Source organism: Kitasatospora sp. NPDC059795 (assembly GCF_042732175.1).
In the GTDB taxonomy this organism is placed as follows: domain Bacteria; phylum Actinomycetota; class Actinomycetes; order Streptomycetales; family Streptomycetaceae; genus Kitasatospora.
The window spans coordinates 1-26215 of the sequence record NZ_JBHWID010000032.1 but is presented as its reverse complement, the minus strand read 5'-3'; the positions used below and the strand labels follow the sequence as shown (position 1 = coordinate 26215).

Genomic DNA, 26215 nt, shown 5'->3' with positions numbered 1-26215 from the left:
CGGTGCCGCTGGTTCGGTTCTTGCTCACCCTCTCCCTCCCGCCGGTGTCCCAGCGTGGGCGGGGGGTCGCGCAGCCCGGGCGCGCGGCCCCCCCCCCCCCCCCCCGGCTCCGCATGTCCGCCCCGCTCCGGGAGGCCCCGTGACCACCGCACCGCCCCCTGCCCCGCGGTCCGTGTCGGCGTTGAAGCGGCGCTGGACCGCCGCGCTGGCCCTGGCCGTCGCCGCCGGCACCGCCTGCACCCTGCTGCTGCCCCGCGTGCTCGCCCGGGCGATCGACCGGACGCTGGCCGGGGCGGGCCTGTCCTCCTCGATTCCCCTGCTGGTGCTGGTGGTGGTCGCCGCCGGCGCGGAGGCCGCCGCGCAGTTCGCGGCGCCCGGCGGCGCGGCCGCGGTGGGGGGCGCGCTGCGGTCGGCGGCGCTCCGGCGGGTGGGCGCGGCCGGGCCCGCCGCCGCGGCGGGCGGTCCGACGGCGGGCGATCTGGCGGCGCGGCTGACCGGCAGTGCCCCGCAGGCCGCGCTGGCGGGTCCGGCCGTGGTGCACACCGTCGCCCAACTCCTCACCGCAGCAGGCGCGGTGGTCGGACTGTTCCTGCTCGCGCCGCGCCCCGCGGTGGCGTTTCTGGTCGCGGCGCCGGCCGGGTGGCTGCTGGTCCGCCGCCAGGTGCGCCGCACCGCCGGTCACGGCGAGGCCTACCAGGCGGCGCAGTCCGAGATCGCCTCCCGGCTGGTGGAGGCGCTGCGCGGCGGCGCGTCGATCGCCGCGGCGGGCGCCCGCCCGGCGGAACTCGCCCGGGTGCTGCGGCCGCTGCCCGAGCTGTCCGGGCACGGGCATGCCCTGTGGCGCAGCCAGCGCGAAACGGCCTGGAAGGTCGGCCTGTTGGCGCCCGCGACCCAGGTGGCGGTGCTGGCCTCGGCCGGTGCGGACCTGGCCGCCGGGCGGCTGACGGCGGGGGGTCTGGCGGCGGCGATGGCGTACGCCACGGTCGGGCTGGGCGGGTTCGGCGCGGCGCAGAGCCTGTTGGACCTGGCGCGGGCGCGGGCCGCGGCCGCCCGGCTGGCGCCGCTCGGGGCCGACCCGAATCCGACTCCCCGATTCGTCGAACTTCCGCGCGGAGGCGGCGGGTTGGAGTTTCGCCGGGTGGTGGTGCGGGCCGGCTCGGGGCTGCTGCTGAACCATCTCGATCTGGCGGTCCCGGCCGGCAGCTGGGTCGCGGTGGTCGGCGCGGACGACGCCGCGACGTCGGCGGTCGCCGCGCTGGCCGCCGGCCTGCTCCGCCCCGAGCGGGGCGAGGTGCGGCTCGACGGCGCGGACGTCGCCGCCGTCGAACCGCGGCAGCTCCGGGCGGCCGTCGCCGTGGCGTTCGCCGATCCGGTGCTGTACGGCGAGACGTTCCTGGACGCGTTGCGGCTCGGTCAAGTCGGCGTCGAGGAAGGGGAGTTGCTGGCCGCTGCCCGGGCCGTCGGGGCGGACGCGTTCCTGCGGCGCCTGCCGTCCGGCTACCGCACGCCGCCTGCGGACGCGCCGCTGTCGGGCGGCGAACGCCAGCGGGTCGGCCTGGCCCGGGCCCTGTGCCGGGACGCCGCCCGCCTGCTCGTCCTCGACCATGCCACGGCCGCCCTCGACCCGTCCGCCGAGGCCACCGTCCTCGCCGCCCTCCGCCCCCGCGCCGCCACCCGTCTCTGTGCCACCCGCAGCCCCGCGCTCGCCGCCGGGGCCGACCTGGTCGCCTGGCTCGACCGCGGCCGCGTGGTGGCTCTCGCCCCGCACGAGGCCCTGTGGCGCTCCCCCGCGTACCGCGCGCTGTTCGCCGCCGCCTCATGACCGGGCGTCGCACGACCAGCGGCAGTTCGAGGAGGGCGGGGGCCGCCGGGGCGGCGTTCGGCCTTGCCGGTCTTCCGTCGGGTCGGCGCGCTCCTGCCGCGGGTTGCTCCACGGTCGGCCCGGGCATGGCGCGACGTCAGCCCGCGACCCGGGCCGCTGCGCGCCGCTGCGACCGCCCTGCCCGTCCGGCTGCCACCGGCTCGATGGGCCGGTGTCACGGTCGGGTCTGCGCGGATCCGCCGCGACGCCTGTCGCGCGCCCCGTCCGCGACGGGCCCCCGCCGCCTCGGCCGCCGACCCGCCGAGGCCCGCCGAGGCCCCCGCATGACGCGAACTCGCCCCGACAGCCCTGCGGAGTGCACCTCATGACCTCACCGTCGCCGCCCCTCCTCTCCCCCGGACTCGCGCTGCTGCGCGTCGCGCTCGTCGGCAGTCTGCCGGAGCTCGGGAAGCTCGCCGGGTGGACGGTGGTGTCCGCCGCGCCTGCCGCGCTGTCCGGGAAGGCGCTCGCGCTGGCCGTCGACCGGGGGTTCCTGGCGCGTCAACCGGCCACCGGGTGGGGGTGGTTGGCGGTGTTCGCGGCCGCTGCGGCGGTGTCCGCGTGGGGGACGCGCAATGCGTACCGGCCGCTGGCGCGGGTGGTGGAGCCGGCTCGGGACCGGTTGTTGCGGGCGACGGCCGACGGGGCGTTGCGGCGGACGGCGGCGACGCGGGCGGATCCGGATGCGGCGGCGGTCGCGGTGGCCCGGATCACCCGGCAGGTCGAGGCGGTGCGGGACGGGCTGGCGGGCCAGTTGCTGCTGGTGTCGCATCTCGCGTTGACCCTGGCCGCCGTCGTGGCGGGCACCGCCGCGCTCGCGCCGGCCGCGCTCGTCCCGGTCTGCGCGCCGCTGCTGGTGGCGATCGGCGCGTTCGCCGCGCTCACTCCCCGGATGGCCCGGCGGCAGCGCGAACTGTTCGCCACCGAGGAGGAGTTCACCGCGTCCGCGCTGCGCACCGTGGCGGCGCTGCGCGACCTGACCGCCTGCGGGGCGGAGCAGCGCGCCGTCGACCGGGTGGTGGAGGACGTCGCGGCGAACGAGGCGGCGGGCCGTGCGCTGGCCCGACTGGCCGCCGTCCGGCACCTGTTGGTGGCGTTGGGCGTCCACGGGCCTTTGGTGGTGCTGGTGTTGACCGCTCCGGCGTTGCTGCGTCACGGTCTGGGCGCGGGCGGGCTGCTCGGTGCGCTGGCCTATCTGCTGGGCACGCTCGAACCGGCGTTGCGGCTGCTGGTGCAGGGGCTCGGGCCGTCCTGGCTGCGGCTGTCGGTCGCCGCCGAACGCCTGGCCGGCACGGCGGCGTTCACGCCGGAGGAGGAGCCCGTCGCGCCGCCCCTCGTCCGGCGGCGACGACGTCCTCCGGCCCTGGAGCTGCGCGGCGTCGATTTCGCGTGGGGGCGGGACGCCCGGCCGGTGCTGCGCGGGCTCGACCTGACGCTCGGGGACGGCGAGAGTCTGGCGGTGGTGGGGCCGTCCGGGACGGGGAAGTCCACGCTGGCCGCGCTCGCCGCCGGGCTGCTCCGCCCGGACGCCGGGCTCGTCCTGCTGTCCGGGCTGCCGGCGCGGGAGTTGTCCCCCGGCGCGCTCGCCGCGCTGCGGGTGCTGCTCCCGCAGGAGCCGTACGTGTTCACCGGCACCCTCGCGGAGAACCTCCGCTGGCCGGATCCGACCGTGCCGACGGCCCGGCTCCGCGAGGCGCTGCGCGCGCTCGGGGCGGAGGCGTTGACGGATCGGCACGGCGGTCTCGACGGGCCGGTGGGGGCGACGACGCTCTCCGCCGGCGAGCGTCAACTCGTCGCGCTGGTACGGGCGTTCCTCAGTCCGGCACCGCTGGCCGTGCTCGACGAGGCGACCAGTCACCTGGACGCCGCCGCCGAGCTCCGCATCGACCTGGCCTTCCGTGCCCGTCCGGGCGCGCTCCTCACCGTCACGCACCGCCCGTCGCAGGCCGACCGGGCGGACCGCGTGCTGCACCTCGCCCGTGCCGACTGGTCGCTGACCGACCGCCCCGCCCGCCTCCCCCGGGCGCAGCGGCGGGCGCGGTCCGGGGCCGAGCCCGACGGTGCGTCACAATGATCGGATGACGGACGAGCGGCTGCGGGTGGTACTGGCGGAGGACTCGGCGGTCCTGCGGGACGGCATGACGGAGTTGCTGACGGTACGCGGCCTGGAGGTGGCGGCGGCGGTCGCCACCGGCGAGGAGCTGATCGCGGCGGTCGCCGAGCACCGTCCGCAGGTGGCGGTGGTGGACGTGCGGATGCCGCCCACCCACACCGACGAGGGGGTGCGGGCGGCGCTGCGGATCCGGCGTTCGTGGCCGGAGGTCGGGGTGCTGGTGTTCTCGCAGCACCTGGAGACCGGCTGGGTGGCCCGGCTGCTGGCGGACGGCGCGGCGGGCGTCGGCTACCTGCTGAAGGAACGGGTGGCCCGCAGCTCGGAGTTCGTCGACGCCCTGCACCGGGTGGCCGCGGGCGGCACCGCGCTCGATCCGGAGGTCGTCACGCATCTGATGCGGGCCCGTCGCCGCAGAGCGGTGGACGAGTTGACGCCCCGCGAGCGCGAGGTGCTGGCGCTGATGGCGGAGGGCCGCTCCAACCGGGCGATCGCCGAGCGGCTCTCGGTGTCGGAGCGGGCGGTGGAGAAGCACGTCGCCTCCGTGTTCACCAAGTTCGACCTGCACGCCTCCGCGGCGGACAACCGGCGGGTCCTGGCCGTACTGGCGTACCTCGCCACAACGGGGTGACGGCCGACGGGCGCGGGCGGTACCGCACGTGCCCGTTCCCGTCGGTCGGGGCGATGTCTCAGCCGAGGTCGTCGATGACCTGCCGGAGGTAATGCACAGCCAACTTCTCGGCGTCCGGGCGTCGTTCGACGGACGCTCCGGCGGACCACTGGCGGTAGAGGTCGGCGGCGGCGAGGAGTGCCCGGCCGGCTTCGTGGCGGTCATAGCCGCACAGGGTGGCCCGGAGAGCGTGGGCCGCGTCGGGGGCGGCGGTCTCCAGGCGGCGGACGCCGCGCGGCTGCGTGCCCGCGCGACGGGCGGCGAGCGGGCCGAGGACGAGGTCGCGCAGGTGGGTGAGGACGCCGATGGTCTCGAAGAGTTCCCCGCGCCCGAGTTTGGTCGCGCCGTAGTGCACCCAGACCCAGAACCGGTCCTCGACCCACTGGAGGTCCAACTCGCTTGGGGCTGCGGGATGTTGGGCGAGGGCGGCGGCGAGCAGGCCGTCCCGGTCCCAGCAGATCGCGGGGTCCTCGGTGCGCTCGGCGAAGTCGGTGAGCCGGACGAACTTGAAGTCCACGTGCAGCAGGGGCGGCCCGACCAGGGTGACGATCAGCCGAGGTTCGCCGACGTGTTCCCCGGTGAACCCGGCGACCAGCGGGGCCCAGCCGCCGATCAGCGCCAGTCGTTCCCGCAGGACGGCGTCGTACGCGTCGTCGTCGACGACCACGATCAGGTCCACGTCCGAGTAGCGGTCGGGGCGGCCCTCGGCGATCGATCCGCCGATCGCGACGCCGACGAGGCGCGGGTCCTGGCGCATGCGCGGGAGGGTGTCGGCGAGGAACTGGCGGTGCAAGGAGGGGAGGTCCATCTGCTTTCCTTCCGGCCGGAGCACAGCGGATCAACGTAGCACCTCGTCAAGGTCCGGTACGGGACACGGCCCGGGCAACGGTCCAACGGCCCAACGGCCCAACGGCCCAACGGTCAGAGTCGCAGCGGCAGTTCGGCGGTGACGTCGGTCGGGCCGCCCGGCGGGCTGCTGATCCGCAGGGTGCCGTCGACGGCGGCGACGCGGTCGGCGAGGCCGTGCAGGCCGTGGCCGGGGGCGGCCGTCGCGCCGCCGTGGCCGTTGTCGTGGACGGTGAGCCGGATCCGGGTGGCGGTGGTGGTGACGGTGAGGCGGGCGGCGGTGGCGGCGCTGTGTTTGCTGATGTTGGTGAGGAGTTCGGCGGCGCAGTACCAGAGGGCCTGCTCGACGGACTCGTCCGGGCGTTCCGCCAGGTCGACCCGGAGGGTGACGGGGACGGCGCAGCCGGCGGCGAGGGCGGGCAGGGCTTCGGCGAGGCCGCCGTCGAGGCCGGTGGGGCGCAGGCCGCGGGTGAGGGCGCGGAGTTCGGCGATGGTGTCGTCGGTCTGGGTGCGGGCGCGGTCGAGCAGGGTGCGCAGGCGGGGGTCGGTGTCGGGGTGGTCGGTGAGGGTGTCGTCGGCGAGCGAGAGGGTGATGGCGAGGGCGACCAGGCGGGCCTGGGCACCGTCGTGGAGGTCGCGTTCGAGGCGGCGCAGTCGCGCGTTTCCGGTGGTGAGCAGGGTGTGGCGGGCCGCTTCGAGGTCCTGGACGCGCTGATGGGTGCGGGCCGGTCCGAGCAGGTGGCGGGCGAGTCGGCGGTTGGCGTCGGCGGCGAGGCGGATCAGGGGCGGGGTGAGGGCGAGCAGGGCGAGGCCGAGCGGCGGGGCGGCGAGGTCGAGCGGGGTGACGGGGTGCGGGCCGGGTTCGAGCAGGCGCAGCCAGAGTGGGAAGCCGAGCAGCCAGCCGCAGCCCAGTGGCAGCAGGACGGTCGCGAAGCCGAGGACGCCGAGCGGCAGGCGCAGCAGCAGGTGGCCGAGGGTGCGCCAGGCGACGGGGTCGGCGAGCGCGGCCCGGATCCGTGCGACCGTGCCGTCGGGGCGGGCGGCCGGGCCGGGGTCGGGGACGTCCTCGCCGAGCAGTCGCCTCGTCAACCACCGTTGGGGTGTACCGAGTCGGCGGGCGCCGGCCAGCGCGAGCGCGGTGACCGGCAGTCCGACGACCGTCAGCGAGAGCAGCACTCCGGCGTACAGGGCGGCCAGCGCGTACGCCCCGCCGAGCAGCGCGACCGGCAGCCCGGCCACCAGGAACGCCGCCTCCCCGGGCCGCACCGTCCACCATCGCCGTGCCCGCCCGCTCATCGCCGACCTCCTTCTCCGGTTCGGACCTCTTCCGTTCCGGCCTCTCCCGTTCCGGTCTCTCCCGTTCCGACGATCATGTTCCCGCGGTTCAGCCCGCCGCTGCGGTCGGGGGCCGCCGCATCGCCGCTGTCGCGGCGGCGAGCACCGTGGGGACGGTGAGCAGCACGGCCGCGGCGGCGATCCGGGCGCAGGTCGCGACGGGGACGGTCGGCACGGGGCTGCCGGTGGCGGCCAGGCTGAACGCGCCGGTGGTGGCCGCGGTGACGGCGCCTCCGAGGAGCAGGCCGAGGGCGGCCGTGAGCGCGGCTTCCAGCGCGACGACGCGCAGCACGTCCGCGCGGGTCGCGCCGAGCAGGCGCAGCAGGGCGAACTCGCGGCGGCGCTCGCCGGTCAGCGCGACCAGGGTGGTGACGGTGGCGATCGCGCCGAACCCGCCGAGCAGGCCGAGTTCGGCCTGCCGCAGCCAGCTGTCGGTGGCGGAGGTGGCGCCGCCGGGCGGTCCGGCGGTGGCGCGCAGTGCGGTGCCGGTCATGGTCGCCATGGTGGCGGACAGGCCGGTCAGCAGGGCGATCGGCACGACGGCGGAGGCCAGCCGGCGGGCGTACCCGCGCAGGTTGGCGTCGGCCTGCCAGCCGGTGACGGGGAGCGCGGTGCGCAGGACGCGTCCGAGCGGGGCGGTGACGAGCGGTGTGAGCAGCGGGCCGGCGAGGGCGACGGCGACGAGCAGCACCAGGGCGGCGAGCAGGGTGGCCTGCGCGGCCTTGTCGACCTCGGCGGGCGGCCGGGTCGCGGCCAGCCGGACCAGCAGCGCGCCGCCGGTGAGCGCGGCGAGCGCGGCCAGCAGCCGGACGGCGCCGGGCCGCCGGTCGGGTCCGGAACTGTCGGCGAGCGCGGCGGCGGGAGCGGGTGCGGTGACCTGCCGGGCGGTCAGCGAGGCTGCGGCGACGGCCACCAGCAGGGTCGCCGCGGTGGCGACTCCCGCAGCGGGCAGCACGCTGTGGATCCGGGCGTGCGGGGCGGCCATCGCCCGGTGCTGGAGCGCGACCAGGAGGGTGCGGGCGGCCGCCGCGCCGAGCAGCGCGCCGGGGGCGGCGACCAGTACGACGGTCAATCCCGCCTGGCGGCGCAGCAGTTGGCGGATCTGGCGGGGCGTGGCGGCGACGGTGCGCAGCAGCGCGAGGTCGCGGTACTGGTGCCGGAGGGCGAACCCGAGGGTGTTCAGGGCGACGAAGAACGCCACCAGCACGGTGATCTCGCCGAACGCCCCGACGATCAGCCCGAGTCCGGGCCCCCGCACCTGCCCCCGCTCGGCGGCGGACACCCCGCGCTCGGCCCCCAGCAGCGCGCCGAGCGCGGTGACGGTGGCAACGGCCAGCAGCAGCGCGGCCGCCAGCCCGGCGAACCCTGCGGTTCGACGGCGCAGTTGACTCCAGGCGAGCACACCGGTCATCGCGCGTCACCGCCCGTCGCAGCGAGCCGGCCGGCCGAAACGGCGGGGCCGATAGCGCGGCGGCGCAGCGCGCAGGGGGCGACCGCCGCACTCGCGGCGCTCGCCGGGACATCGGCCGGGTGCGCGAAATCCGCTGGTCCGCCGCACAGTTGACGCCGAAATCGCTCCGTTCTCATCACGCCTCACCGCCCAGTCCTGCGAGGGCTTCGGCGACTTCGTGGGGGGTGGGGTGGTGGAGTTCGGCGACCAGGCGGCCGTCGGTGAGGAGGAGCACGCGGTCGGCGTGGGCGGCGGCCGCGGGGTCGTGGGTGACCATGACGCAGGTGGTGTCGTGGTGGTCGACGGTGTCGCGGAGCAGGTGGAGGATCTGGGTGCCGGTGGTGCGGTCGAGGGCGCCGGTGGGCTCGTCGGCGAACAGGATGCGGGGGCGGGAGACCAGGGCGCGGGCGATGGCGACGCGTTGCTGTTGGCCGCCGGAGAGTTGGGCGGGGCGTTGGCGTTCGCGGCCGGCCAGGCCGACCCGGGCGAGGGCGTCGCGGACGGTGGTGCGGGCGGGGCGGCGGCCGGCCATCCGGCCGGGGAGTTCGACGTTCTGGGCGGCCGTCATGCCGGGCATCAGGTTGAACGCCTGGAAGACGAAGCCGACGTGCTCCCGGCGCAGCCGGGCGAGCCGCCGTTCGGGGAGGGCGTGGACGGCGGCGGGTCCCCACCAGACCTGGCCCCGGTCGGGGCGGTCCATGCCGGCCAGGCAGTGCAGCAGGGTGGTCTTGCCGGATCCGGACGGTCCCATCACGGCGGTGAACGTCCCGCGCCGGAACTCCGCCGTCACCCCGCGCAGCACGGGAATGTCGCTGCCGCCGCGCCGGTAGCTGCGGTGCAGCCCTTCCGCCCGGGCGGCGTACTCCGCTTCGGTACTCGTGATGCTGTTCATGTCTTCATCCTGCGCCGCCGTCACCTGCGGTTTCGCCCGTGCCAGCACCCGTCCTCGGGGTTCGGAAAACCGCACCCCCGGCCCGTACCACCGGCCCGCGCGGGCGGCCCGCGCGGGCGGTGGGCCGGGGTGCGTGCGGTACGGCGGGCCGGACGGTGCCGCCGTAGGGCCTCCCCGGCGGCGGGGTCGCCGGCTGCCGGTCAGTGGGTGGAGATGGTGACCTTGCGGAAGTCGACCGGCAGCGTCGGGTAGCCGTCGCCGGGCGCGTTCTGGTCGTCCTCGCCGCCGGCGGCGATCTTCTGCAGGACGTCCATCCCGCCGGTGATCCGGCCGAACGGGGTGTAGTTCGGCAGCAGCTTGGTGTCCTTCCAGACGATGAAGAACTGGCTGCCGTTGGTGCTCGGGCCGGCGTTGGCCATCGCGACGGTGCCCGCGGGGTAGGTCGCCCCTTCGAGGTTCTCGTCGGGGAAGGAGTAGCCGGGGCCGCCGCTGCCGGTGCCGGTCGGGTCGCCGCACTGCAGGACGTACAGGCGCTGGGTGGTGAGGCGGTGGCAGTGGGTGCGGTCGTAGTAGCCGCGTTCGGCAAGGAAGCGGAACGAGAAGGTGGTGCAGGGGGCCTTGTCGGTCAGCGCCTGGAAGGTGATCGCGCCCTGGGTGGTGCGCAGGGTGGCGCTGTAGGGCTTGGCCGCCTTCTTCGCGTCGAAGACCGGTATGCCCTTGAAGTTGTCCGCCGGTACCGCGGGCGAGTACACGCACCCGGTGCCGGCGGAGGGTGCGGCGGCCGGCGGTTCGGCGGCCACCGCGGTGGTGGACAGCGCGAGCGGCAGGGTGGACAGGGCGGTGAGCAGCGCCCAGGACTTGCGCTTCATCTGGCGGCCTCCCCAACGGAGTTGGTCATGATCGTCGTTGATCGTGGACCTGCCATACTTGCCCACTGCGGCCCCACCCACACCCCGGACCGCAACAGTCGCACCCTTGCCGCTCCCTTGCGGCTGCCGTCAGCGTCCCCAGGCGGAGAACTCGGCGGTGGCGTTGTTGCCGCCGCCGCCGGCCGGCTGCGGCACGTAGAACATCAGGTCGGTGCCGGTCGAGTCGTAGCTGTTGGAGCCCACGTACGGGTTGTTCCAGTGCACCTGGACGATCCGGCCGTTCAGCACGGGGTTGGCGCAGTTCTCGGCGAAGAACCGGGCGATGCCCTCGGTGCCGGTGGCGAAGCCGTTCGACTCGGAGGCCCAGCGGCCCTGCTGCTGGTCGTAGATGCGCACCGGCGGCTGGGTGGTCCAGATGCCGTGCGACAGCGACCAGTTCTCGCGGGTCAGGGTGCAGCCGGTCCAGTTGTTCAGCTTGACGACCGTGCTGCGGGCGGCAGTTGTGGCGGCCGGCGCGACCGGGACAGCGGTGTACGCCGCGGCCGTGTGCGCCTCGGACGTGTGCGCCTCGGCGGCGGGCGACTTGGCGGCGGTCTCGGCCGTCGCGGCGGAGGCGGTGCCGGTCAGCGCGAGCGCGAGCGCGGCGGCGGCGGCCGTCACGGCGGCACCGATGCGGATGCTGGTTCCCATGGTTCTCCCCCCGGAGTGGTCACCGGTCGGTCCGGCGGCCATGTCCCTACTCTGCGACGCCGCAATAAACCTGTATTCAACGGGTGATGACGGCGGCGTTCATCGGCCCACCCCCGTCTCCTGGGCCCGCCCCGAAAGGGTGCCCGCGCGCGGCCCCGGCTGTGCGCCCCCGGAGCGGGCCGGCCCGGTCCTCGCGCCACGGTGCGCCGGTGCAGGATCCGGCCGTTGGGAAAAGGATCACGACAGTGCATCCCCCAGAGAGAGGACGGCTTCCGTTGGCCAGCGAGTTCCAGCGCACCAAGCTCACCGGCATGTTCCACGCGTTCGACACCGACCGGAACGGCTACCTGGACCAGGACGATTTCCAGGATCTCGCCGATCGCTGGCACCGCCTGCCCCGGGTGGCCGACGATCCGGAACTGGCGGCGCGGATCACCGAGGTGACGCTCGGCTGGTGGGAGCACCTCTCCGCCGCGGCCGACCGCAACGGCGACGGCCGGGTCGACATGGCCGAGATCCTCGCCATGGTCGACCGGCTGCCCGCGATGCTCGACTACGTCAACGCCACCTCCGACGCGGTCTTCGACGCGGTCGACGAGAACGACGACGGCCGGATCTCCCGCGCCGAGCACCGCCGTCTGGTCGACACCTGGCACGGGCAGTCCGTCGACACCGGCGAGGTCTTCGAGCAGCTCGACCGGGACGGCGACGGATACCTCGGCCGTTCCGAATTCGCCCTGCTGTGGGCGCAGTTCTGGATCAGCGACAACCCCGCCGACCCGGGCAACCTGCTCTGCGGCCCGCTCCCGGAGCCACCGCGCTGACGCGTCCCGACCGGTCCCGACGCGTCGTGGCACGCCTTGGCACGTCTTGGCACGTCCGCGAACCCTGCCCGGACACTGTTGAATTTTGCATGTCCATGGATACCCTCTCCGCGGGCGGCGCGGGCGGTCCGCGCCCGCGGAGGAGGGGTCGGGGTGGAGACGGTCGCCGCTGTGGGCGGGGAGTTGACGACGTCGGAGCTGACGGACCGGGTCACGGAGGCCCTGCTGCTGGCCGGTCTGCCGGTCGCGCACGGCGGCCACGGCCCGGGTGTCCGTCTGTTGCCGGACGGCGGGGCGATCGTGCTGCGCTGGCTGACCTCGCCCCGGCTGGAGGACGCGGCGACGGCGGACGACGGGCGCACCGCGGCGACGACCTCCCGCCGGCTGGTCGCCGACGCGGTCGAGAACGCACTCGCCGAGCTGCTGCCCGCCCTGGGCCTCGACGCCGCACGCTCCGACGACGCAACGGGCTCCGGGGACACGACGGGCTCCGACGCCCCGGGACGGATCACCGTCCGCGGCGCTACCGCCCGACCGGCCGCCGCAGCCGCCGCCCAATCAGCCTCAACGCCACCGGAGTTGGATGCCACGCCGCCGGTGGCCCCCGGCATCCGCGCGGACATCGTGACGGCCGTCCGCCGCAGCGCGGCCCTGGCGGGCCTGCCGATCGCGTCCCGCCCGGGCGGCGCGGGCATCACCCTCGCCGCCTGCGATCCGGTCGGCCCGGCCGGGCTCGACTGGAACCCGTCACCCCGGCTCCCCGGGCACCGCGGCGAGCAGCCGGGCGCCCGCACCGCCGTCCAGAACGCCATGCGCCACGCCCTCGGCGTCGCCCTGCGCGCGGCCGGCCTCGACCTGGCCTGGCACCGCCCCCCGGGCCGCCCGGCCGAACTCCGCGCCCAGGGGGCGTCCGACCGCTTCTGACACCGGGAGCCCGCGCCCCGCCTCCCCCGCAAACAAAAAGCGCTCTGCGGACCGTCACCGGTCCGCAGGGCGCGCTCCGCGCCGAGGTCAGTTGACGAAGTAGCTGAGCCCGACCGTCACTGCCGTCATCCCGGGCGCCACCTGCCGCTCCAGCGTCCCCTGACAGTTCGCCAGCGAGTACACGTCGACCCTCGCGTCCGTGAGGTTCTCGATGAGCACGGGCGACCCGGTCGGGTAGCACCCCTTCGCCGGGTTGTGCTTGACCACTCCGTTCACCAGCAGCAGTCCGGTGGCCGCCTGTGCGGGCACGGCGAGCGCGAGCATTCCGGCGGCGGTCAGCATTCCGACCGCGGCGATCCGACGACGCATGGCTGTTCTCCCTTCCGAGGGCGCACAACGGGTAGGCGCCCTTCCGGGCCATGCGTCCCCGCAGCTGACCGCCCGCACCGGGTGGCCGGTCCGCGGTCCCCCGAACCGGCGACCGCGCGGCGGCCGGTCAGTCGCGGCTGACCCGCACCCCGCCGACCAGGCCCCAGGCCGCGACGTGCACGGTCGGGCCGCCGGCCACGCTCGGGCCGTCGTCGCTGACGCCGCCGAGGCGGATGCCGGTGACCTTGACCCGGACCTCGGGGCGGACCCGCAGGTGGAGGCCGCCGACCAGGCTGAGTTTGGTGATGCGCAGTTCGGCGCCGTCGGGGATCTCCACGTCGGTCAGGTCGATGTCGGCGCCGCCGACCAGGGAGGCGGTCAGGGTGCGGCTGTGGATCTCCGCGCCTTCGAGGCGGGTGCCGCCGATCAGGCTGATGTGCACGTCGGTCGTGTCGTTCCCCGTGTTGGTCATGGCCGTCACCTTAGGGAATGTCAGCTGCCGCACGGAAGGGCCGCAGCGGCGCCGGAGCCCGAATGCCGGGGCCGAACGCCGGGACCCGAATGTCAGTGCGAGCCGGGACGATGGAGGCATGAACGACACCGCTCCGCTCTCCGCCGGCGACTACGCCGCTGCCGTCGCCGCCGCCGTCGAGGCCGCGGCCGCCTACTACGGCGACGGGTCCACGTCGCTGGGCGACGACGAGTACGACGCCCTGCTGCGGGCGATAGCCGGGTACGAGCAGGCGCATCCCGGCGACGTGCTGGAGCAGTCGCCGACGGGCAAGGTGGCGGGTGGCGCGGTGCAGGGCGATGTGCCGCACAGCGTGCCGATGCTGTCGCTGGACAACGTCTTCTCCGAGGACGAACTCGCCGACTGGGCAGCCTCCTTGGAGCGCCGGCTGGGCCGTCCGGTGGCGGCCTGGTGCGTGGAGCCGAAGCTCGACGGGCTGGCCGTCGCGGCCCGTTACCGGGCGGGCCGGCTGCACCGGCTGATCACCCGCGGCGACGGTCTGGCGGGCGAGGAGATCAGCCATGCGGCGGGCGACGTGCTGGGCCTGCCGGCCGTGCTGAGCGAGCCGGTGGACATCGAGCTGCGCGGCGAAGTGCTGTTCACCCGCGAGCAGTTCGACCGCGCCAACGAGGTCCGCACGGCGCACGGCGCGCTCCCGTTCGCCAATCCGCGCAACGGCGCGGCGGGCACCCTGCGCGCCAAGGACCGGCCGTACCGGGTGGAGTTGACGTTCTTCGCGTACGGCGCGGTCGGCGCCGCCGAGGAGGAGCAGGCGCACAGCGCGCTGCTGGCCAGGCTGGCGGAGCTGGGGGCGAACACCGCGGCGAGCACGGACGCGGCGCCGGTGCGCTGCGTGACGGTCGAGCAGGTGCAGGAGCGGGTGGCGCAGATCGCGGCGCTGCGGGCGGCGCTGCCGTTCGGCATCGACGGCGTGGTGGTCAAGGCGGACGAGGCGGCGGACCGGCGCGGAGCGGGCAACGGTTCGCGGGCGCCGCGCTGGGCGGTGGCGCGCAAGCTGGCGGCCGAGCACAAGGTGACGACGCTGCTGGACGTCGAGTGGAACGTGGGCCGTACCGGCATCATCGCGCCGCGGGCGGTGCTGGAGCCGGTGTTGATCGACGGCGTGACGGTGACGTACGCGACGCTGCACAACCCGGCGGACATCGGGCGGCGCGGGCTGATGCTGGGCGACCGGGTGTTCGTGCACCGCGCGGGGGACGTCATTCCGCGGGTGGAGGCGCCGCTGGTGGAGCAGCGCACCGGCGAGGAGCGGCCGATCGTCTTCCCGGAGACGTGTCCGCGCTGCGGGGAGGCGATCGACACGAGCGAGCAGCGGTGGCGGTGCTCGCGGGGCCGCAACTGCCAGGCGGTGGCGTCGATCATCTACGCGGCGGGCCGCGACCAGTTGGACATCGAGGGTCTGGGTTCGACCCGTGCGGTGCAGCTGGTGGAGGCGGGCCTGGTGGCGGATCTGGCGGACGTGTTCACGCTGACGCGGGATCAGCTGCTGGCGCTGGAGCGGATGGGCGAGACGTCCACGGACAACCTGCTGGCGGCGATCGGCGCGGCGCGCTCGCAGCCGCTGCACCGGGCGTTCTGCGCGCTGGGCATCCGGGGCACCGGCCGCAGCATGTCGCGCCGGATCGCGGCGCACTTCGGTTCGATGGCGGCGATCCGCGCGGCGGACGCGGAGACGCTGGCAACGGTGGACGGCATCGGCCCGGAGAAGGCCCGCCTGCTGGTGACCGAACTCGCCGAGCTGGCCGACCTGTTGGACCGACTGGAGCAGCAGGGCGTGGGCACGGCCGTCACCGAGCCGCAGGCCCCGTCGCCGGCCGCGGACACCGCCGAGGGGGGTCAGCCGGCGGGCGAGGGAGGTCCGCTGGCGGGCGAGGCGGTGGTGGTGACGGGTGCCATGACGGGTCCGCTGGCGGCGCTGTCCCGCAACGAGATGAACGAGTTGGTCGAGCGGGCCGGCGGCAAGGCCTCGTCCTCGGTGTCGAAGCGGACGACGCTGCTGGTGGCGGGCGAGAAGGCCGGTTCGAAGCGGGCGAAGGCGGAGGAGCTGGGCGTCCGGATCGTCTCCCCGGACGAGTTCGCGGTCCTGGTCGCCGAGCACCTGCCGCCGCAGGGCTGACGTCGGGTCGGCGAGCACCTGCCGCCGCAGGGCTGACCTCGGATCGCCGAGCACCTGCCGTCGCAGGGCTGACGTCGGGTCGGCGCGGGCCGCGCCGGCGTCAGGTCAGTGCGGTACCGATCAGGGCGAGCGCGCCGGCGCAGGAGACGGCGAGCACGCCGGTGCGGGTGGCGGTGGGCGACAGGCGCGGGGAGAGCGCCATGCCGGTGGCCGCGCCGACGGCGAGCGCGGCCACCGCGGGCCAGGACGGCAGGACGATGCCGAGCACGACGGCGGTGGCCGCGTTCTGCACCAGGAAGAAGGCGTGCAGGGTGGCCCGTGCTTCGCGCGCGGGCCAGCCGGCGTTGGCGGCGTACAGGCCGATCGGGGGGCCGCCGACGCCGCCGACGACGTTCAGTCCGGCGCTGGCGAGGCCGCTGATCCAGGCCCCGGCGGGGCGGCGCAGGAACGTGGAGCGCAGTCCGCGGGCGAGCAGGGCGACGCCGGCCAGCACGCCGAGGCCGGCGGCGACGGCGAGCAGCCGGGTGTCGACGCCGGTGAGCAGCGCGGCGGCGACGGGGGTGCCGATCAGGGTGGGCAGCAGCAGGCGGCCGGTGTCCCGGGGGCGGGCGTGCCGCCAGTCCCGGGACAGCGGCAGCAGCGAGGCGAGCAGGGCGAGCACCAGCACGGTGGGGACGCCGCGGTGCGGGCCGACGGCGGCGATCAGCGCGGGTGCGGCGATCAGCGAGAAGCCCATGCCGGTGGCGGCCTGCGCGAACGCGCCGAGCGCGACGGCCGCCACGGCGAGGGCGTCGGGTCCGGTCACGGGGTGCGGTCCAAGGTGCATCGGCGCTGGAACCACAGGGCGACGGCCATCAGCGCGGCGGGCAGGGCGGTGAAGCCGAGCAGCAGCGCGTCCAGGGCGGTGGCGCTCTGCGCGGCGGGGTGGCCGCCGGTGCTGGACGCGAAGCCGCCGAGGGCGAGGACGGCGGAGTACAGGTAGGGGCCGACAGCGGTGCCGGTGGCCTCGGTGGCGGTCCACACGCCGGTGTAGGCGCCGGCCGTGGAGGAGCCGGCCTTGGACGAGCCGGCCTTGGACGAGCCGGCGGCGTTGACGGCGTCGGACAGCATGGAGAACGCGAACAGTTGCAGGCCGGAGAAGGCGATGCCCATGGCCATCACGACGACGGCGGTGAGCGCGACGCCCGCGGCACCCGCGGTGCCTGCGGCCTTCGCGCCGGGCAGCAGGGCGAGCGAGCCGGCGGCGAACACGGCCTGGGAGATCAGCAGTCCGCGCTGTTTGCCGATCCGGCGCGACCAGGCCGTCCAGGCGGGTCCGGCGAACATCGCGGGGCCGAGGAACAGGCCCATGAACAGCGCCGTCAACTTGGCGTTGTGGAACAGGTGCTGGGTGACGTAGGGCAGCGCGGCCAGGAACAGGTGGGTGGTGGTGCCGGTGAACAGGTAGGAGGCCACCAGCGTGCGGAAGTTGCGGTCCTGGCGGGCGATCCGCAGGTCGGCGAGGGTGGAGTGCCCGGCCCGCGGGTCGGGCGGGCGGAAGCCGCAGGCGTCGGTGAGGCGGCGCACGCCGCGCAGCGCGACGGCGGCGGAGGCGGTCGTCGCGACGGCCAGCAGCAGCGCCATCCGGGTGTAGTCGCCGCGTCCGCCGCCGGCGGCGAGGGCGGGTGCGGCGACGCCCGCGCCGAGCAGGCCGATGGTCAGCAGCGCCATCCGGAACATGAAGACCCGGGTGCGTTCGTGGTAGCCGACGAGCAGGTCGGACGGGGTGGTGAGGTACGGCACCTGGAACGCGGCGAACAGCAGGTTGCCGACGACCAGCCAGCCGCCGACCCACAACGCGGCCGGTGCGCCCGTGAGTTCGGCGGGGACGGTGAACATGGCGGCCATCGCGAGGCCGAGCAGCAGTCCGGTGCGCATCATCCCGCGGCGGTGGCCGTGGGCGCGGGCCTGCCGGTCGGAGCGGGAGCCGAGCAGCGGGTGGACCACGATGTCGACGATCTTGGGCAGCAGCAGGGCGAGGCCGGCCAGCGCGGCGGGGACGCCGAGCACGTCGGTGAGGAAGTAGAGCAGCAGCAGTCCGGGAACGGTGACCCACACGCCCATGCCGACCGAGCCGGTCGCGTACAGGGTGAGCGTGCGGCGGCCGGCCCGACGGCCGGTCACGGGGTGCTCCGGTGGCGGGCGGCGACGCCGGCGGCGAGCGGGGCGTCGTCGAAGGAGCCGGCGGCGGCGCGCTTGGCGAGGGTGTTCCGGACGATCCGGTCGGTGAGCGCGGGCAGGTGCCGGGCGAGGAAGAACTCGACGGCGCCCTTGCGGGTGGTGGGCAGGTCGCGGCGGGCCCGGACGGCGAGCGCGGCGCGCTCCACGGTGTCGACGACGCCGTCGAGCGGCTCGTAGACGCTCATGCCGTCGAGCGAGAGGCCGGCGGCCCTGGTGGAGTCGTGGATGGGGCTGCGCACGGCGGACGGGTAGACGCAGGAGACGGTGACGTGGGTGCCGAGTTCGAGGCGCAGCGCGTCGGCGTAGGCGACCATGGCGCGCTTGGAGGCACCGTAGGCGGCGGCGAGCGGGAGCTGCATGACGGCCATTCGGGAGGCGACCATGACGACCCGGCCGCGGGCGGCGACCAGGGCGTCGACGCAGGCGGCGGTGGTGCGCCAGGTGCCGAGCAGGTTGATCTCCAGCTGGCGGCGGACTTCGTCGCCGGGGGCGTACTCGGCGGGGGCGGGGCCGCCGATGCCTGCGTTGTTGACCAGGACGTCGAGGCCGCCGAGGGTGTCGAGGGCTTCGGCGACGGCGGTGGCGGTGCCGGTGTCGTCGGTGAGGTCGCACGGCAGGACGGTGAAGGGTTCGTCGCCGGTGGGGTGCAGGTCGAGGCCGACGACGTGGGCGCCGGCCCGGGTGAGGCGTTCGCCGAGGGAGCGGCCGATGGTGCCGGAGGCGCCGGTGATCAGGATGCGGCGGCCGCGCGGGTCCTGACGTCGATCGAAGAGTCGGATCGTCATATCGCTGCCTTCGTGGTGGGGTTGGCGCGGGCGGCGCGGCGGGCGCCGGCCCGCAGTTCGCGCGGCACGGCGGCGGTGTACTGGTCGAAGTCGATCCGCATCATCGGCCGTTTGTCGCCCCAGCGGCGGACGGCGGCGGTGTGCGCCCGGCGCACCTGCGCGCGCTGCTGTTCGGGGGTGGGCAGCGCGTAGCGGCCGGCCAGGTGGGCGGCGACCAGCTTGCCCTGGGCTTCGACGACGGGCAGCGCGGCGCCGGTGGACTGCATCAGGCCGACGAAGCTCAGGGTGGGGTCGTCGAGGTGGAACACCCTTTGGTAGAGCGGCAGTTCCTGCGGGTCGTCGCCGACCCAGCGGGCGTCCAGGAACGGGACGGTGACGTGGTAGCCGGTGGCCCAGACGATCACGTCGACGCGGTCGGCGGTGCCGTCGGTGAACTGCACCCGCCGGCCGTCGAGCCGTTCGATGCCGGGGCGGGCCTCGACCTCGCCGTGGGTGAGGCGGTGCAGGATGGTGTCGCTGATGGTGGGGTGGTTCTGGAACAGCCCGCCGGCGGGCTTCGGCAGGCCGTACTTCTCGGGAGTGCCGACGGCCAGGCGCAGCACGCGCTGGGCGACGCTCTGCCGAATCCGCCAGGGCAGCACGGCGAGGGCGCCGCCGGTGGCGTCGGAGGGGCGGCCGAACAGGTACTTGGGCACGATGTGGCTGCCGTGCCGGACGGAGAGCAGCACCGGCCCGTGGGCGACGTGCGAGGCGTCGACGGCGATGTCCATCGCGGAGTTGCCCATGCCGACGACCAGCACCCGCTTGTCCCGGTAGGCGTCGGCGCTGCGGTGGTCGTGGGCGTGCAGCTGGGCGCCGTCGAAGGTTCCGGGGTAGCCGGGGCTGGGCCATTTCGGTTCGCGGTTGTGGCCGTTGGCGACCACTACGGCGTCGAACTGCTCGGCGCCGGCGGCGGTTTCGACCTCCCAGTGGGTGTCGGTGCGGCGGACGGCGGTGACGTCGGCGCCGAACCGGATTCGTTCGGTGACGCCGAACCGGTGGGCGTAGTCGGCGAGGTAGCCGGCCACCTTGGCGGCCGAGGGGTAGTCGGGCCACTGTTCGGGCATCGGGTGGTCGGCGAACTGGGTGCGGCCCTTGCTGGTGTTCAGGTGCAGGCTGTCGTACGCCGGTGACGTCCCGGCGCTGTCGTCGCCCGCCCACAGACCGCCGACCCGATCGCCGCGTTCCAGCACGGTGACGTCGAGGTCGTGGTCGAGCAGCGCCTTGGCCGTGGCGAGCCCGGCCGCGCCGGCGCCGATCACCGCCACCTTCGTGGAGCCCATGCCGGGCCCTCCTCTCCGCGGAAGGCGCTCATTCAATCGAATGATGGAGGAATGGGCAATGCTCCGTGACCTGGGTTTTCCGCCTCCGTCACGTGATTGAAACAGGCACGACACGTCCGGTAGCCTCGACCCATGAGCACCCGGTCCGACGACAGTCCTCGCGAGCGCATCGTGGCGACGGCCACCCGTCTGTTCGCGGAGCGCGGCTACGACGCGACGAGCACCAGGGCGATCGGCGACGCGGTCGGGCTGAACATCGCCACCGTGGCCTACCACGTGGGCGCCAAGCCGGAGTTGTACCGCGAGGTGATGCGTCGCGCGCACCTGGCGCAGCGCGAGGTGGTGACCGACGCGGTGCGCCGGCTGCACGCCTGCGGGCCCTCGGCGGAGGAGACCCGGGCGGCGCTGCTCGCCTTCGTGGACGCCTATCTGTCGTTCTGCCTGAGCAACCCCGCGGTGCCGGCGCTGTGGATGCGCCGCTGGCTGGCCGAGGGCTCCGACCTGGCCGACATCGAGACGGAGTTCGCCGGCCCGCTGGTGGCCGAGGTCGCCGCCGCCGTCCGCGAGGTGCTGGCCCGGGCGGGCCTGGGCGCCGGGGTGGACGTCGAGATGCTGGTGTTCACCATCGTCTGGACGTCCCACTCCTTCGGTCAGGCCGGTGTCATCGACGCGGACGGCCGCCGCCTGGGCCCGCTCGACATTCCGATGCTGGACCGCTTCCGCCGCCATCTGCACACCGTCGTCAACGGCGTGCTGGACCAGCACGCCTGACGGTCCGTCAGCTTTCCTGCCCGGCCGGCCCCACCTCCCGCCCCCGGGCCAGCACGGCCGCGAACACCGGTGCCGCGAGCAGCTGGTAGCCGATCCACACCTCGCCGCCCGCGCTGCTGCCGCCGCGCGCCAGCAGCAGCCCGACGGCGGCGGTCAGCGCCCATCCGGCGTCGTAGCCGACCATCAGCCGGGTGTAGGTGCGGGCCGACCGCCGCCGCACGTACCGGATCTCGACCTCGCCGCAGATCAGCAGCGCCACCGCGCTGGCGATCATCAGCCATGGCGCGACGCCGAGTTGGCGTCCGACCTGCACCGCGCCGAGTCCGTACACCGCCGCCAGCAGCACCTTGAAGGCGCCGTCGGCCACGATCCCGATCGCCATGTTCCTCGCCATGCGGGTTCCCCTCCCTGGACGGTTTTCTCGTAACGAGATTACGAGCATAATCCTCTTATGCGAATGACGAGAGCCGAGGCCAAGGAACGCAACCGCCGGGCACTGCTGGACGCCGCCCTCCAGGTGGTCTCCCGGGACGGCCACCGGGCCCGCCTGGACGAGATCGCCGAGCTGGCCGGGGTGACCACGGGCGCGGTCTACTCGCTGTTCGGCAGCAAGAACGGCCTTGTGGTGGCTGTCGTCGCGGACTACCTGGGCCCGCACTACGCCGAGCTCGAACAGACCCTGCCGCGCGAGCTCGACCTCCCGGCGGCGGTCGAGTCCTTCGCCCGCCACTACCGCCGCAGCTGCGACGCCCCCGGCGCGGCGGCCGCCCTCTCGCTCCAGGTCACGCTGCTGGACATGGCGGTGCACGACGCCGACCTGCGCATCCGACTGGCCGAGTCGATCCGCGCCCAGGAAGCCCGGCTGGTGGGGCTGTTCGCCGGCCGGGCGCACGGCGCCGGCACGGTGACGGCGGATCAGGCGCAGCGCCTGGTCGGCGCGCTGCGGCCGCTGTTCGTCGGCCTCACCCAGGGCGTGGTGCTGGGTCTCGCCGACACCGCCGACGAGCAGTTCTTCGCGGACGCGGCCCGGGCGCTGGTCCAACTCGCCTGAACCGTCCGGGAGATCCTCGAAAAACCTCGAACTCGAACACCACTGTTCGAGTTAATGGGGTCCGACCATGCACGGCACCGCACACCGACCGTCCCCGGCGCACCCGCCCGCGGCGCACCCGCCCGCGGTGCACCCGCGCCGGCGGCTGCTGCTGGGGGTGCTCTGCCTGGCCCAGTTCATGCTGATCGTGGACGTGGCCAGATTCGTTTACGCACGGGAGACCGCCCGATGCCACTTCCTTCTTCCCGGCCAGCCGAACTCACAGATCACACCGCGGTCGTTCGAATCGGTGGGGGAACCATCGCGAACGACGGGGCCGGGGTGCTCGTCGCGGCGCAGGGACTCCCCCGGGATGAGATCGCCCGGGGCATCAGCATCGCGGCCTCGTGGTGCGGGCCGGGAGCGGGATCACTTCCCACGACGAAGGCGGCCCGAGCGGGCGCGACCCGTCGGGGTCGAACGGCAGCCTCGACTTCACCAGTTGATCGCCCAGCCACTTGGCCTCGCAGCCGTAGGTGCGCGCGACGACGGCGATGTCCGTCCCTGTGCGGAGTCGCGCGGCGATGGCCGGCAGGGACTTCACGGCGAGGGTCATGCGCATGCGCCGCCACTCGGGCTCACTGGTGGCCCACATTGGTGTTCTCCGAGGTGAGAGGGACCTCCGTCCTGCGCTTCGGGGGCAGCGCAGGACGGAGGGCTGGATCTGCCGCTGAGGTTGTTGGGAGCGGCAGGGTGCGAGTTGGTCAGTGGTCGAAGATGCGGATGTCGAAGGTCAGGCCCGTCCGCCAGACCTCCACGGTTCGCCGCGCGCTGACCCGCATGTACATGAGCTTTCCGGGGGCCTTCTCACCGTGCGATGCCCAGTGGTATCGGAAGCTGGTCAGCAGGTAGACGGTCAGGGCGGTGAGGAGGACGGCGCGGGCCACGGACTGCTCCGGAGGTGCGGTGAACGGGAAGGGGCGGTGCGGGTCGAGATTCCGGGCCTCATGGCCTGGGCGGCGGCGGGAGGTTGGCGGGCGTGCGCAGGGCTCGGTCGCGGGCACGGAAGCCGAAGCTGATGAGGGTGACGCTCTCGCCGGCGCTGACGGGTGTGCGGCCGTGGGGCGTGAGTGCGCCGTCGAAGACGACGCACTCGCCTGCGGCCAGGTCGCATTCGAGGTAGCCGTCGGCGGTGATGAAGACGGTGGAGCTGGGCGTGGTCATCTCGCTGGGGCGTTCGTGCTTGAGGCACAGGATCAGGTTGGCCTCGCCGAAGCCGAGCTCGTCGACGTGGAAGTCGAGGAACTGCCCGTCCTCCCGGTACGCGATGTAGACGCCGGCGTGCGGCTGCTCGACCTCCAGCCCCGTGGACCGGGCCACCACGGCGGCGAGATCGACGTGGTCGGCGAAGCACGTCGCCGCATCGCCGACGGCCGCGTTCCACTTGCCGTTGTGGAGGTACCCGGCGGTGGCAAGGGCGTTCTCGGCTTCCTGCGCCATCGCGGCGAGCGGCTCGGTGGCGAACGACTGGTCGCGCAGGTGGCGGAGGAGGCGCGGGTGGACGCGTTGGTGTGCGGTGAGTCCTCGCACGGCGTCCTGGATGTCCGGGAAGTTCTCGGCCCATCGGGCGGGCGTCCGGGCGGTGGTGCGGAACTGGAGCCAGGCGGTCCACCCGGCGCTCCACCCGTGCGGTGCCGAGGAGTTGGGGTTGGCCCGGCCGAGCAGCAGCGCGACCCGGTCGAGTGCGGCCTGCGTGGACTCGACCAGTTCCGCGTTGCCCTTGGCGATCCGCAGCCGCAGGGCCTCTTGCAGGTGGGCCAACGCCCCCGCGTGGTCGCCGAGTTCCATGAGGTGCTTGCCGAAGTGCTGGTGCGCGAAGTCGAGGAGTTCCGGGTGGAGGCTGCGCGCGGTGGCCAGCGCGCTGCGGTAGAGGGCGTCCGCGGCCTGCGTGTCGCCGGCGTAGCGGTGGGCGTCGCCGAGGTTGATTCCGGAGGCGACGACGGATCGGGTGTTGCCGGCGGCGGTGGCCATGTCGAGCGCCTTCCGCAGGAGGGCGCGGGCCTCGTCGTGGTTGCCCAGGGTCATCTGGGCGATGCCGATCTCCCGGGTCAGGAACCGGGTCCGGGAGGGATCGGTGGTGACGTCCAACTCCTGGCGGAGCTGGCCGACGACGATGGTCAGCTCGTCCCGGTCGGTGGGGACCATCCGCAGCCGGTCGTCCTGGGTGATGAGGTGCTGGAGCACGGGGCCTTCCCTGGTTCGGTTGCGCGCGGCGGCGCACTACAGCTGGTCGGTCCGGTGGCGCAGGTCGGCCAGCAGCTCCACCCCGTGGGGGGAGAAGTGCTCGCCCAACAGCTCCAGTTCGCGCATCAGGTAGCGGACGGCCGGCAGTCCCTCGTCGTAGGCGTCCTGGAAGCGTGCACGCTCGTCGGCGGTCAGGTCGTCGCGGTCCAGTTCGGTCCGGCGGAAGCGCAGCAGCTGGTTGTAGACGCAGGTCGCGTGGAACGCCCGGTCGATCCCCCAGAACTGGTTGCGGTCCTCGCCCTGCGTCGCACGCCACCCGATCTCGATCTTCGGAGAGGTCCGGGAGGAGTAGCCGTCGGCGAAGACCCGGTTCTGGAGGACGTGGAAGCTGATCGACTGGTGCGTTCCCTCGTGCAGCAGGTTCTCCGCCAGGAACAGCGGCGACGGCTCGGGGCTGACGGTGCTCGGCGGGATGTGGCGCCGGGCCTTGTCGGAGAACACGATGACATACGGGAGCGCCGGGTCGCTGGAACTGGTCAGCGAGGACGTGCGGACACCGGGCTTGAGGCCGACCCACAGCAGGCCTCGGACGAACTCCCGCACGCGGGCGAATCCTTCGGGGTGGACCAGTGACAGGCGGTCCAGGGCCTGGGTCAGCGTCGTGCGGCGCTCGTCGGTGTGCTGGGCGATCTCGTAGTCCGTCAGGCCGAGTTCGTCGGCGATCTCGCGGGGAAGCTCGGCGTCGAACCAGTCGAAGGTCACGCCCGCCACGGTCACGGTGTCACTGCGCAGGACTCGGGCGTGTTCCGCGAAGGGAGTGCCCGAGCGGACCAGGCGCTCCATCAGGGCGAACGGGAGCACCGGTTCGGCCCCCGCTTCACGGAGCCGGGTCAGTGCCGGGTCCTTGCGGGTGAGGTCGAAGAAGGAACCGGGCTCCACCCGGGCGGCAATCGTCGGCGACACGATGGTTCTCCTCCTGGTCGAGGTGTGCAGGTGGCGGGCCGGGGAGGTGGCGGGCCAACCCGGCTGCGCATGCCGAGTCGGCCCGCCGCGCCGTCAGTCAGGCGGCATCAGTTCGGAGTTGAGGTCAGTTCTCGGTTCCCGCCGGGGCGAAGTCGCCGTCCGGGACCGAGTGGTCCAGCCGCCGCGTCAGGGACGCGACGGTGGCCGGCGCGAAGTCGCCGTCCGGGACCGAGTGGTCCAGCCGCCGCGTCAGCGCGGTGACCTCCGGCGCGGGCGTGATGATGGTGTCGCTCACGATGCCTCTCCAATCGGGTTGGCTCCGCTCGTCCGAGGTGGACGAGCCGTGGTGCGGGTGATGCAGACCCGGCCCGACGGACCCTTTCCAGCGGGCCGGGAACTCGTGGGCGCCCAGGGGACGCGGGCGTGGCTAGTAGCGGCCGGAGGCGATCAGCGCCGTCGCGAGCGCCATGAGCGCGAGCAGGGAGACCGTGTACGCGACGGCAAGCGGCCAGGGCGTGGGGGCCTCGCGCGAGGCCCGCCGGGCGGCATCTCGGCAGTCGTTCCGGCCGTCGTCCACTGCGGTCTCTCCTCGGGGCGTCACGGCTACGCCGGCCGCCGGTCGAGCGCGGCCCGCAGCGCGGCGCGGCGGTGGGGTGTGCGGGCGCGGGCGATGAAGTCGTCGTAGATCTGGTGGCTGGTGCCCTGGGGTTCGCCGGGGGCCTGGAGCAGGATGCCGGCGCAGACCAGCGTCTCTCGGTGGCAGACCCAGCAGGTTCCCTCGCGGTAGCCGTCGGGCCGATCCACAACGCACCCCTCGCCTCCCGTGCGGCACGAGGACCGTACGGCCGACTCCTGCACGGCCTCGCCCAAAAACGGGGCCCGGCCGGCCACGTTGGCCTTCCGGTACTCGGCCAGCGGGTTCCAACCCTTCGGGAGCTTGTACTTCTCGGCCTTCGACGGGCCGGTCTCGGGGTCGCGGTAGACCCTCGGGGTCTTGCGTGTCGCCATGGATCTGTTCCCTCCGTCCCCGAGGCCGCCGTGGGGAGGCCGGTCCTCGGAACTCGTGCGACAGCCTGGGGGTTTGTGGGATCAGGTGTCGCGGTCACTACGGATCTAGTGGAAGCGCTCGCCGAGCGCGCCGGCGGCCGGGATGGTGCTGGTGGACATGCTGGCCCTCCTGGTCGGTGGTTGAGGCTCTACGACAGGACAGCACCGTCATTCGCAGAAGACCGAGTTGGCACTAGTGTCCTGCGTCGGTAGTTCGTCGTTACTTGTTGCATGACGTCTTCTGCGCGCATGCCCGCTCCTCGTCGGGGACCGAAGTTGGAGCCCCTACTGCTGACCGATGAGGAGCGGGCGACCTTGGAGCGGTGGACCCGTCGGGCCACGTCC

28 protein-coding genes are annotated in these 26215 nt (G+C 74.4%); 8 read left to right on the top strand and 20 right to left on the bottom strand.

Annotated features, from left to right (window positions below):
- The first annotated feature begins 139 nt into the window (after positions 1-139).
- The 3 genes from ACFV4P_RS34650 (at position 140) to ACFV4P_RS34640 (ending at position 4602) form a co-directional block, all read left to right on the top strand.
- Positions 140-1822, top strand: a complete 1683-nt coding sequence (locus tag ACFV4P_RS34650; RefSeq protein WP_380477475.1) for an ATP-binding cassette domain-containing protein — start codon at positions 140-142, stop codon at positions 1820-1822.
- A 364-nt stretch (positions 1823-2186) separates the two neighbouring features.
- Positions 2187-3935, top strand: coding sequence for an ATP-binding cassette domain-containing protein (locus ACFV4P_RS34645; RefSeq protein WP_380477474.1), 1749 nt, complete (start codon positions 2187-2189; stop codon positions 3933-3935).
- A gap of 4 nt (positions 3936-3939) precedes the next feature.
- Positions 3940-4602 carry a LuxR C-terminal-related transcriptional regulator gene (locus ACFV4P_RS34640; RefSeq protein ID WP_380477473.1) on the top strand — a complete coding sequence of 221 codons (663 nt, stop codon included), beginning with the start codon at positions 3940-3942 and terminating at the stop codon, positions 4600-4602.
- Positions 4603-4660: 58 nt separating this feature from the next.
- Here ACFV4P_RS34640 and ACFV4P_RS34635 read toward each other — a convergent pair whose 3' ends face one another.
- The 6 genes from ACFV4P_RS34635 to ACFV4P_RS34610 all read right to left on the bottom strand — a co-directional run bounded on the left by ACFV4P_RS34635 (position 4661) and on the right by ACFV4P_RS34610 (position 10723).
- A complete protein-coding gene (locus ACFV4P_RS34635; protein WP_380477472.1) occupies positions 4661-5449 on the bottom strand; it encodes a nucleotidyltransferase domain-containing protein in 789 nt (262 codons plus the stop codon).
- 113 nt (positions 5450-5562) lie between these two features.
- Positions 5563-6783 (bottom strand): sensor histidine kinase, encoded by a 1221-nt coding sequence (locus ACFV4P_RS34630; RefSeq protein ID WP_380477471.1) that lies wholly within the window; start codon positions 6781-6783, stop codon positions 5563-5565.
- A gap of 88 nt (positions 6784-6871) precedes the next feature.
- On the bottom strand, positions 6872-8233 hold the full coding sequence (locus ACFV4P_RS34625) for an FtsX-like permease family protein (protein ID WP_380477470.1): 1362 nt from the start codon (positions 8231-8233) through the stop codon (positions 6872-6874).
- A gap of 175 nt (positions 8234-8408) precedes the next feature.
- Complete coding sequence (locus ACFV4P_RS34620; RefSeq protein WP_380477469.1) at positions 8409-9164, bottom strand: ABC transporter ATP-binding protein; 756 nt, start codon at positions 9162-9164, stop codon at positions 8409-8411.
- A gap of 200 nt (positions 9165-9364) precedes the next feature.
- A complete protein-coding gene (locus ACFV4P_RS34615) occupies positions 9365-10033 on the bottom strand; it encodes a peptidylprolyl isomerase (RefSeq protein WP_380477468.1) in 669 nt (222 codons plus the stop codon).
- 129 nt (positions 10034-10162) lie between these two features.
- Positions 10163-10723, bottom strand: coding sequence for a hypothetical protein (locus ACFV4P_RS34610; RefSeq protein ID WP_380477467.1), 561 nt, complete (start codon positions 10721-10723; stop codon positions 10163-10165).
- 275 nt (positions 10724-10998) lie between these two features.
- Between ACFV4P_RS34610 and ACFV4P_RS34605 the strand changes: the two genes are divergently transcribed.
- Both ACFV4P_RS34605 and ACFV4P_RS34600 read left to right on the top strand, forming a co-directional pair.
- On the top strand, positions 10999-11547 hold the full coding sequence (locus ACFV4P_RS34605) for an EF-hand domain-containing protein (protein ID WP_380477466.1): 549 nt from the start codon (positions 10999-11001) through the stop codon (positions 11545-11547).
- Positions 11548-11700: 153 nt separating this feature from the next.
- Complete coding sequence (locus ACFV4P_RS34600; RefSeq protein ID WP_380477465.1) at positions 11701-12471, top strand: hypothetical protein; 771 nt, start codon at positions 11701-11703, stop codon at positions 12469-12471.
- An 87-nt stretch (positions 12472-12558) separates the two neighbouring features.
- Here ACFV4P_RS34600 and ACFV4P_RS34595 read toward each other — a convergent pair whose 3' ends face one another.
- Both ACFV4P_RS34595 and ACFV4P_RS34590 read right to left on the bottom strand, forming a co-directional pair.
- Positions 12559-12840 (bottom strand): hypothetical protein, encoded by a 282-nt coding sequence (locus tag ACFV4P_RS34595; protein ID WP_380477464.1) that lies wholly within the window; start codon positions 12838-12840, stop codon positions 12559-12561.
- 127 nt (positions 12841-12967) lie between these two features.
- The gene (locus ACFV4P_RS34590; protein ID WP_073816310.1) at positions 12968-13312 is read right to left on the bottom strand and encodes a hypothetical protein; all 345 of its coding nucleotides are present in this window, start codon (positions 13310-13312) and stop codon (positions 12968-12970) included.
- A gap of 118 nt (positions 13313-13430) precedes the next feature.
- Between ACFV4P_RS34590 and ligA the strand changes: the two genes are divergently transcribed.
- Positions 13431-15488, top strand: coding sequence for an NAD-dependent DNA ligase LigA (gene ligA, locus ACFV4P_RS34585; protein WP_380477463.1), 2058 nt, complete (start codon positions 13431-13433; stop codon positions 15486-15488).
- A gap of 100 nt (positions 15489-15588) precedes the next feature.
- On the opposite strand, the gene ACFV4P_RS34580 is transcribed toward ligA, so the two are convergent.
- From ACFV4P_RS34580 to ACFV4P_RS34565, 4 genes are read right to left on the bottom strand one after another with little or no spacing between them, the layout of a single operon-like run.
- Positions 15589-16293, bottom strand: coding sequence for a TSUP family transporter (locus ACFV4P_RS34580; protein ID WP_380477462.1), 705 nt, complete (start codon positions 16291-16293; stop codon positions 15589-15591).
- Complete coding sequence (locus ACFV4P_RS34575; RefSeq protein ID WP_380477461.1) at positions 16290-17651, bottom strand: MFS transporter; 1362 nt, start codon at positions 17649-17651, stop codon at positions 16290-16292. Before ACFV4P_RS34575 ends, ACFV4P_RS34580 begins: the two co-directional genes overlap by 4 nt.
- Positions 17648-18493 (bottom strand): SDR family NAD(P)-dependent oxidoreductase, encoded by an 846-nt coding sequence (locus tag ACFV4P_RS34570; RefSeq protein WP_380477460.1) that lies wholly within the window; start codon positions 18491-18493, stop codon positions 17648-17650. Before ACFV4P_RS34570 ends, ACFV4P_RS34575 begins: the two co-directional genes overlap by 4 nt.
- Complete coding sequence (locus ACFV4P_RS34565) at positions 18490-19815, bottom strand: flavin-containing monooxygenase (protein ID WP_380477459.1); 1326 nt, start codon at positions 19813-19815, stop codon at positions 18490-18492. The genes ACFV4P_RS34570 and ACFV4P_RS34565 overlap by 4 nt, the downstream gene beginning before the upstream one ends.
- Positions 19816-19947: 132 nt before the next feature.
- Between ACFV4P_RS34565 and ACFV4P_RS34560 the strand changes: the two genes are divergently transcribed.
- Positions 19948-20586: a TetR/AcrR family transcriptional regulator gene (locus ACFV4P_RS34560; protein ID WP_380477458.1), complete on the top strand. Its 639-nt coding sequence runs from the start codon at positions 19948-19950 to the stop codon at positions 20584-20586.
- A gap of 7 nt (positions 20587-20593) precedes the next feature.
- Here ACFV4P_RS34560 and ACFV4P_RS34555 read toward each other — a convergent pair whose 3' ends face one another.
- Entirely contained in the window at positions 20594-20980 is a 387-nt protein-coding gene (locus ACFV4P_RS34555; RefSeq protein WP_380477457.1) for a hypothetical protein, read from the bottom strand.
- 63 nt (positions 20981-21043) lie between these two features.
- On the opposite strand from ACFV4P_RS34555, the gene ACFV4P_RS34550 reads away from it, so the two are divergent.
- On the top strand, positions 21044-21637 hold the full coding sequence (locus ACFV4P_RS34550; RefSeq protein WP_380477481.1) for a TetR/AcrR family transcriptional regulator: 594 nt from the start codon (positions 21044-21046) through the stop codon (positions 21635-21637).
- Between the two features lie 370 nt (positions 21638-22007).
- Here ACFV4P_RS34550 and ACFV4P_RS34545 read toward each other — a convergent pair whose 3' ends face one another.
- From ACFV4P_RS34545 to ACFV4P_RS34515, 7 genes are all read right to left on the bottom strand, one after another.
- A complete protein-coding gene (locus tag ACFV4P_RS34545) occupies positions 22008-22232 on the bottom strand; it encodes a hypothetical protein (RefSeq protein ID WP_380477456.1) in 225 nt (74 codons plus the stop codon).
- Positions 22233-22380: 148 nt separating this feature from the next.
- Positions 22381-22563, bottom strand: coding sequence for a hypothetical protein (locus ACFV4P_RS34540; protein WP_380477455.1), 183 nt, complete (start codon positions 22561-22563; stop codon positions 22381-22383).
- Positions 22564-22621: 58 nt separating this feature from the next.
- The gene (locus tag ACFV4P_RS34535; protein WP_380477454.1) at positions 22622-23860 is read right to left on the bottom strand and encodes a tetratricopeptide repeat protein; all 1239 of its coding nucleotides are present in this window, start codon (positions 23858-23860) and stop codon (positions 22622-22624) included.
- A 36-nt stretch (positions 23861-23896) separates the two neighbouring features.
- Positions 23897-24823, bottom strand: coding sequence for a hypothetical protein (locus ACFV4P_RS34530; protein WP_380477453.1), 927 nt, complete (start codon positions 24821-24823; stop codon positions 23897-23899).
- 124 nt (positions 24824-24947) lie between these two features.
- Complete coding sequence (locus tag ACFV4P_RS34525) at positions 24948-25118, bottom strand: hypothetical protein (RefSeq protein WP_380477452.1); 171 nt, start codon at positions 25116-25118, stop codon at positions 24948-24950.
- 132 nt (positions 25119-25250) lie between these two features.
- Complete coding sequence (locus tag ACFV4P_RS34520; RefSeq protein WP_380477451.1) at positions 25251-25424, bottom strand: hypothetical protein; 174 nt, start codon at positions 25422-25424, stop codon at positions 25251-25253.
- Between the two features lie 2 nt (positions 25425-25426).
- A complete protein-coding gene (locus ACFV4P_RS34515; protein WP_380477450.1) occupies positions 25427-25831 on the bottom strand; it encodes a hypothetical protein in 405 nt (134 codons plus the stop codon).
- Positions 25832-26215: the final 384 nt, after the last annotated feature.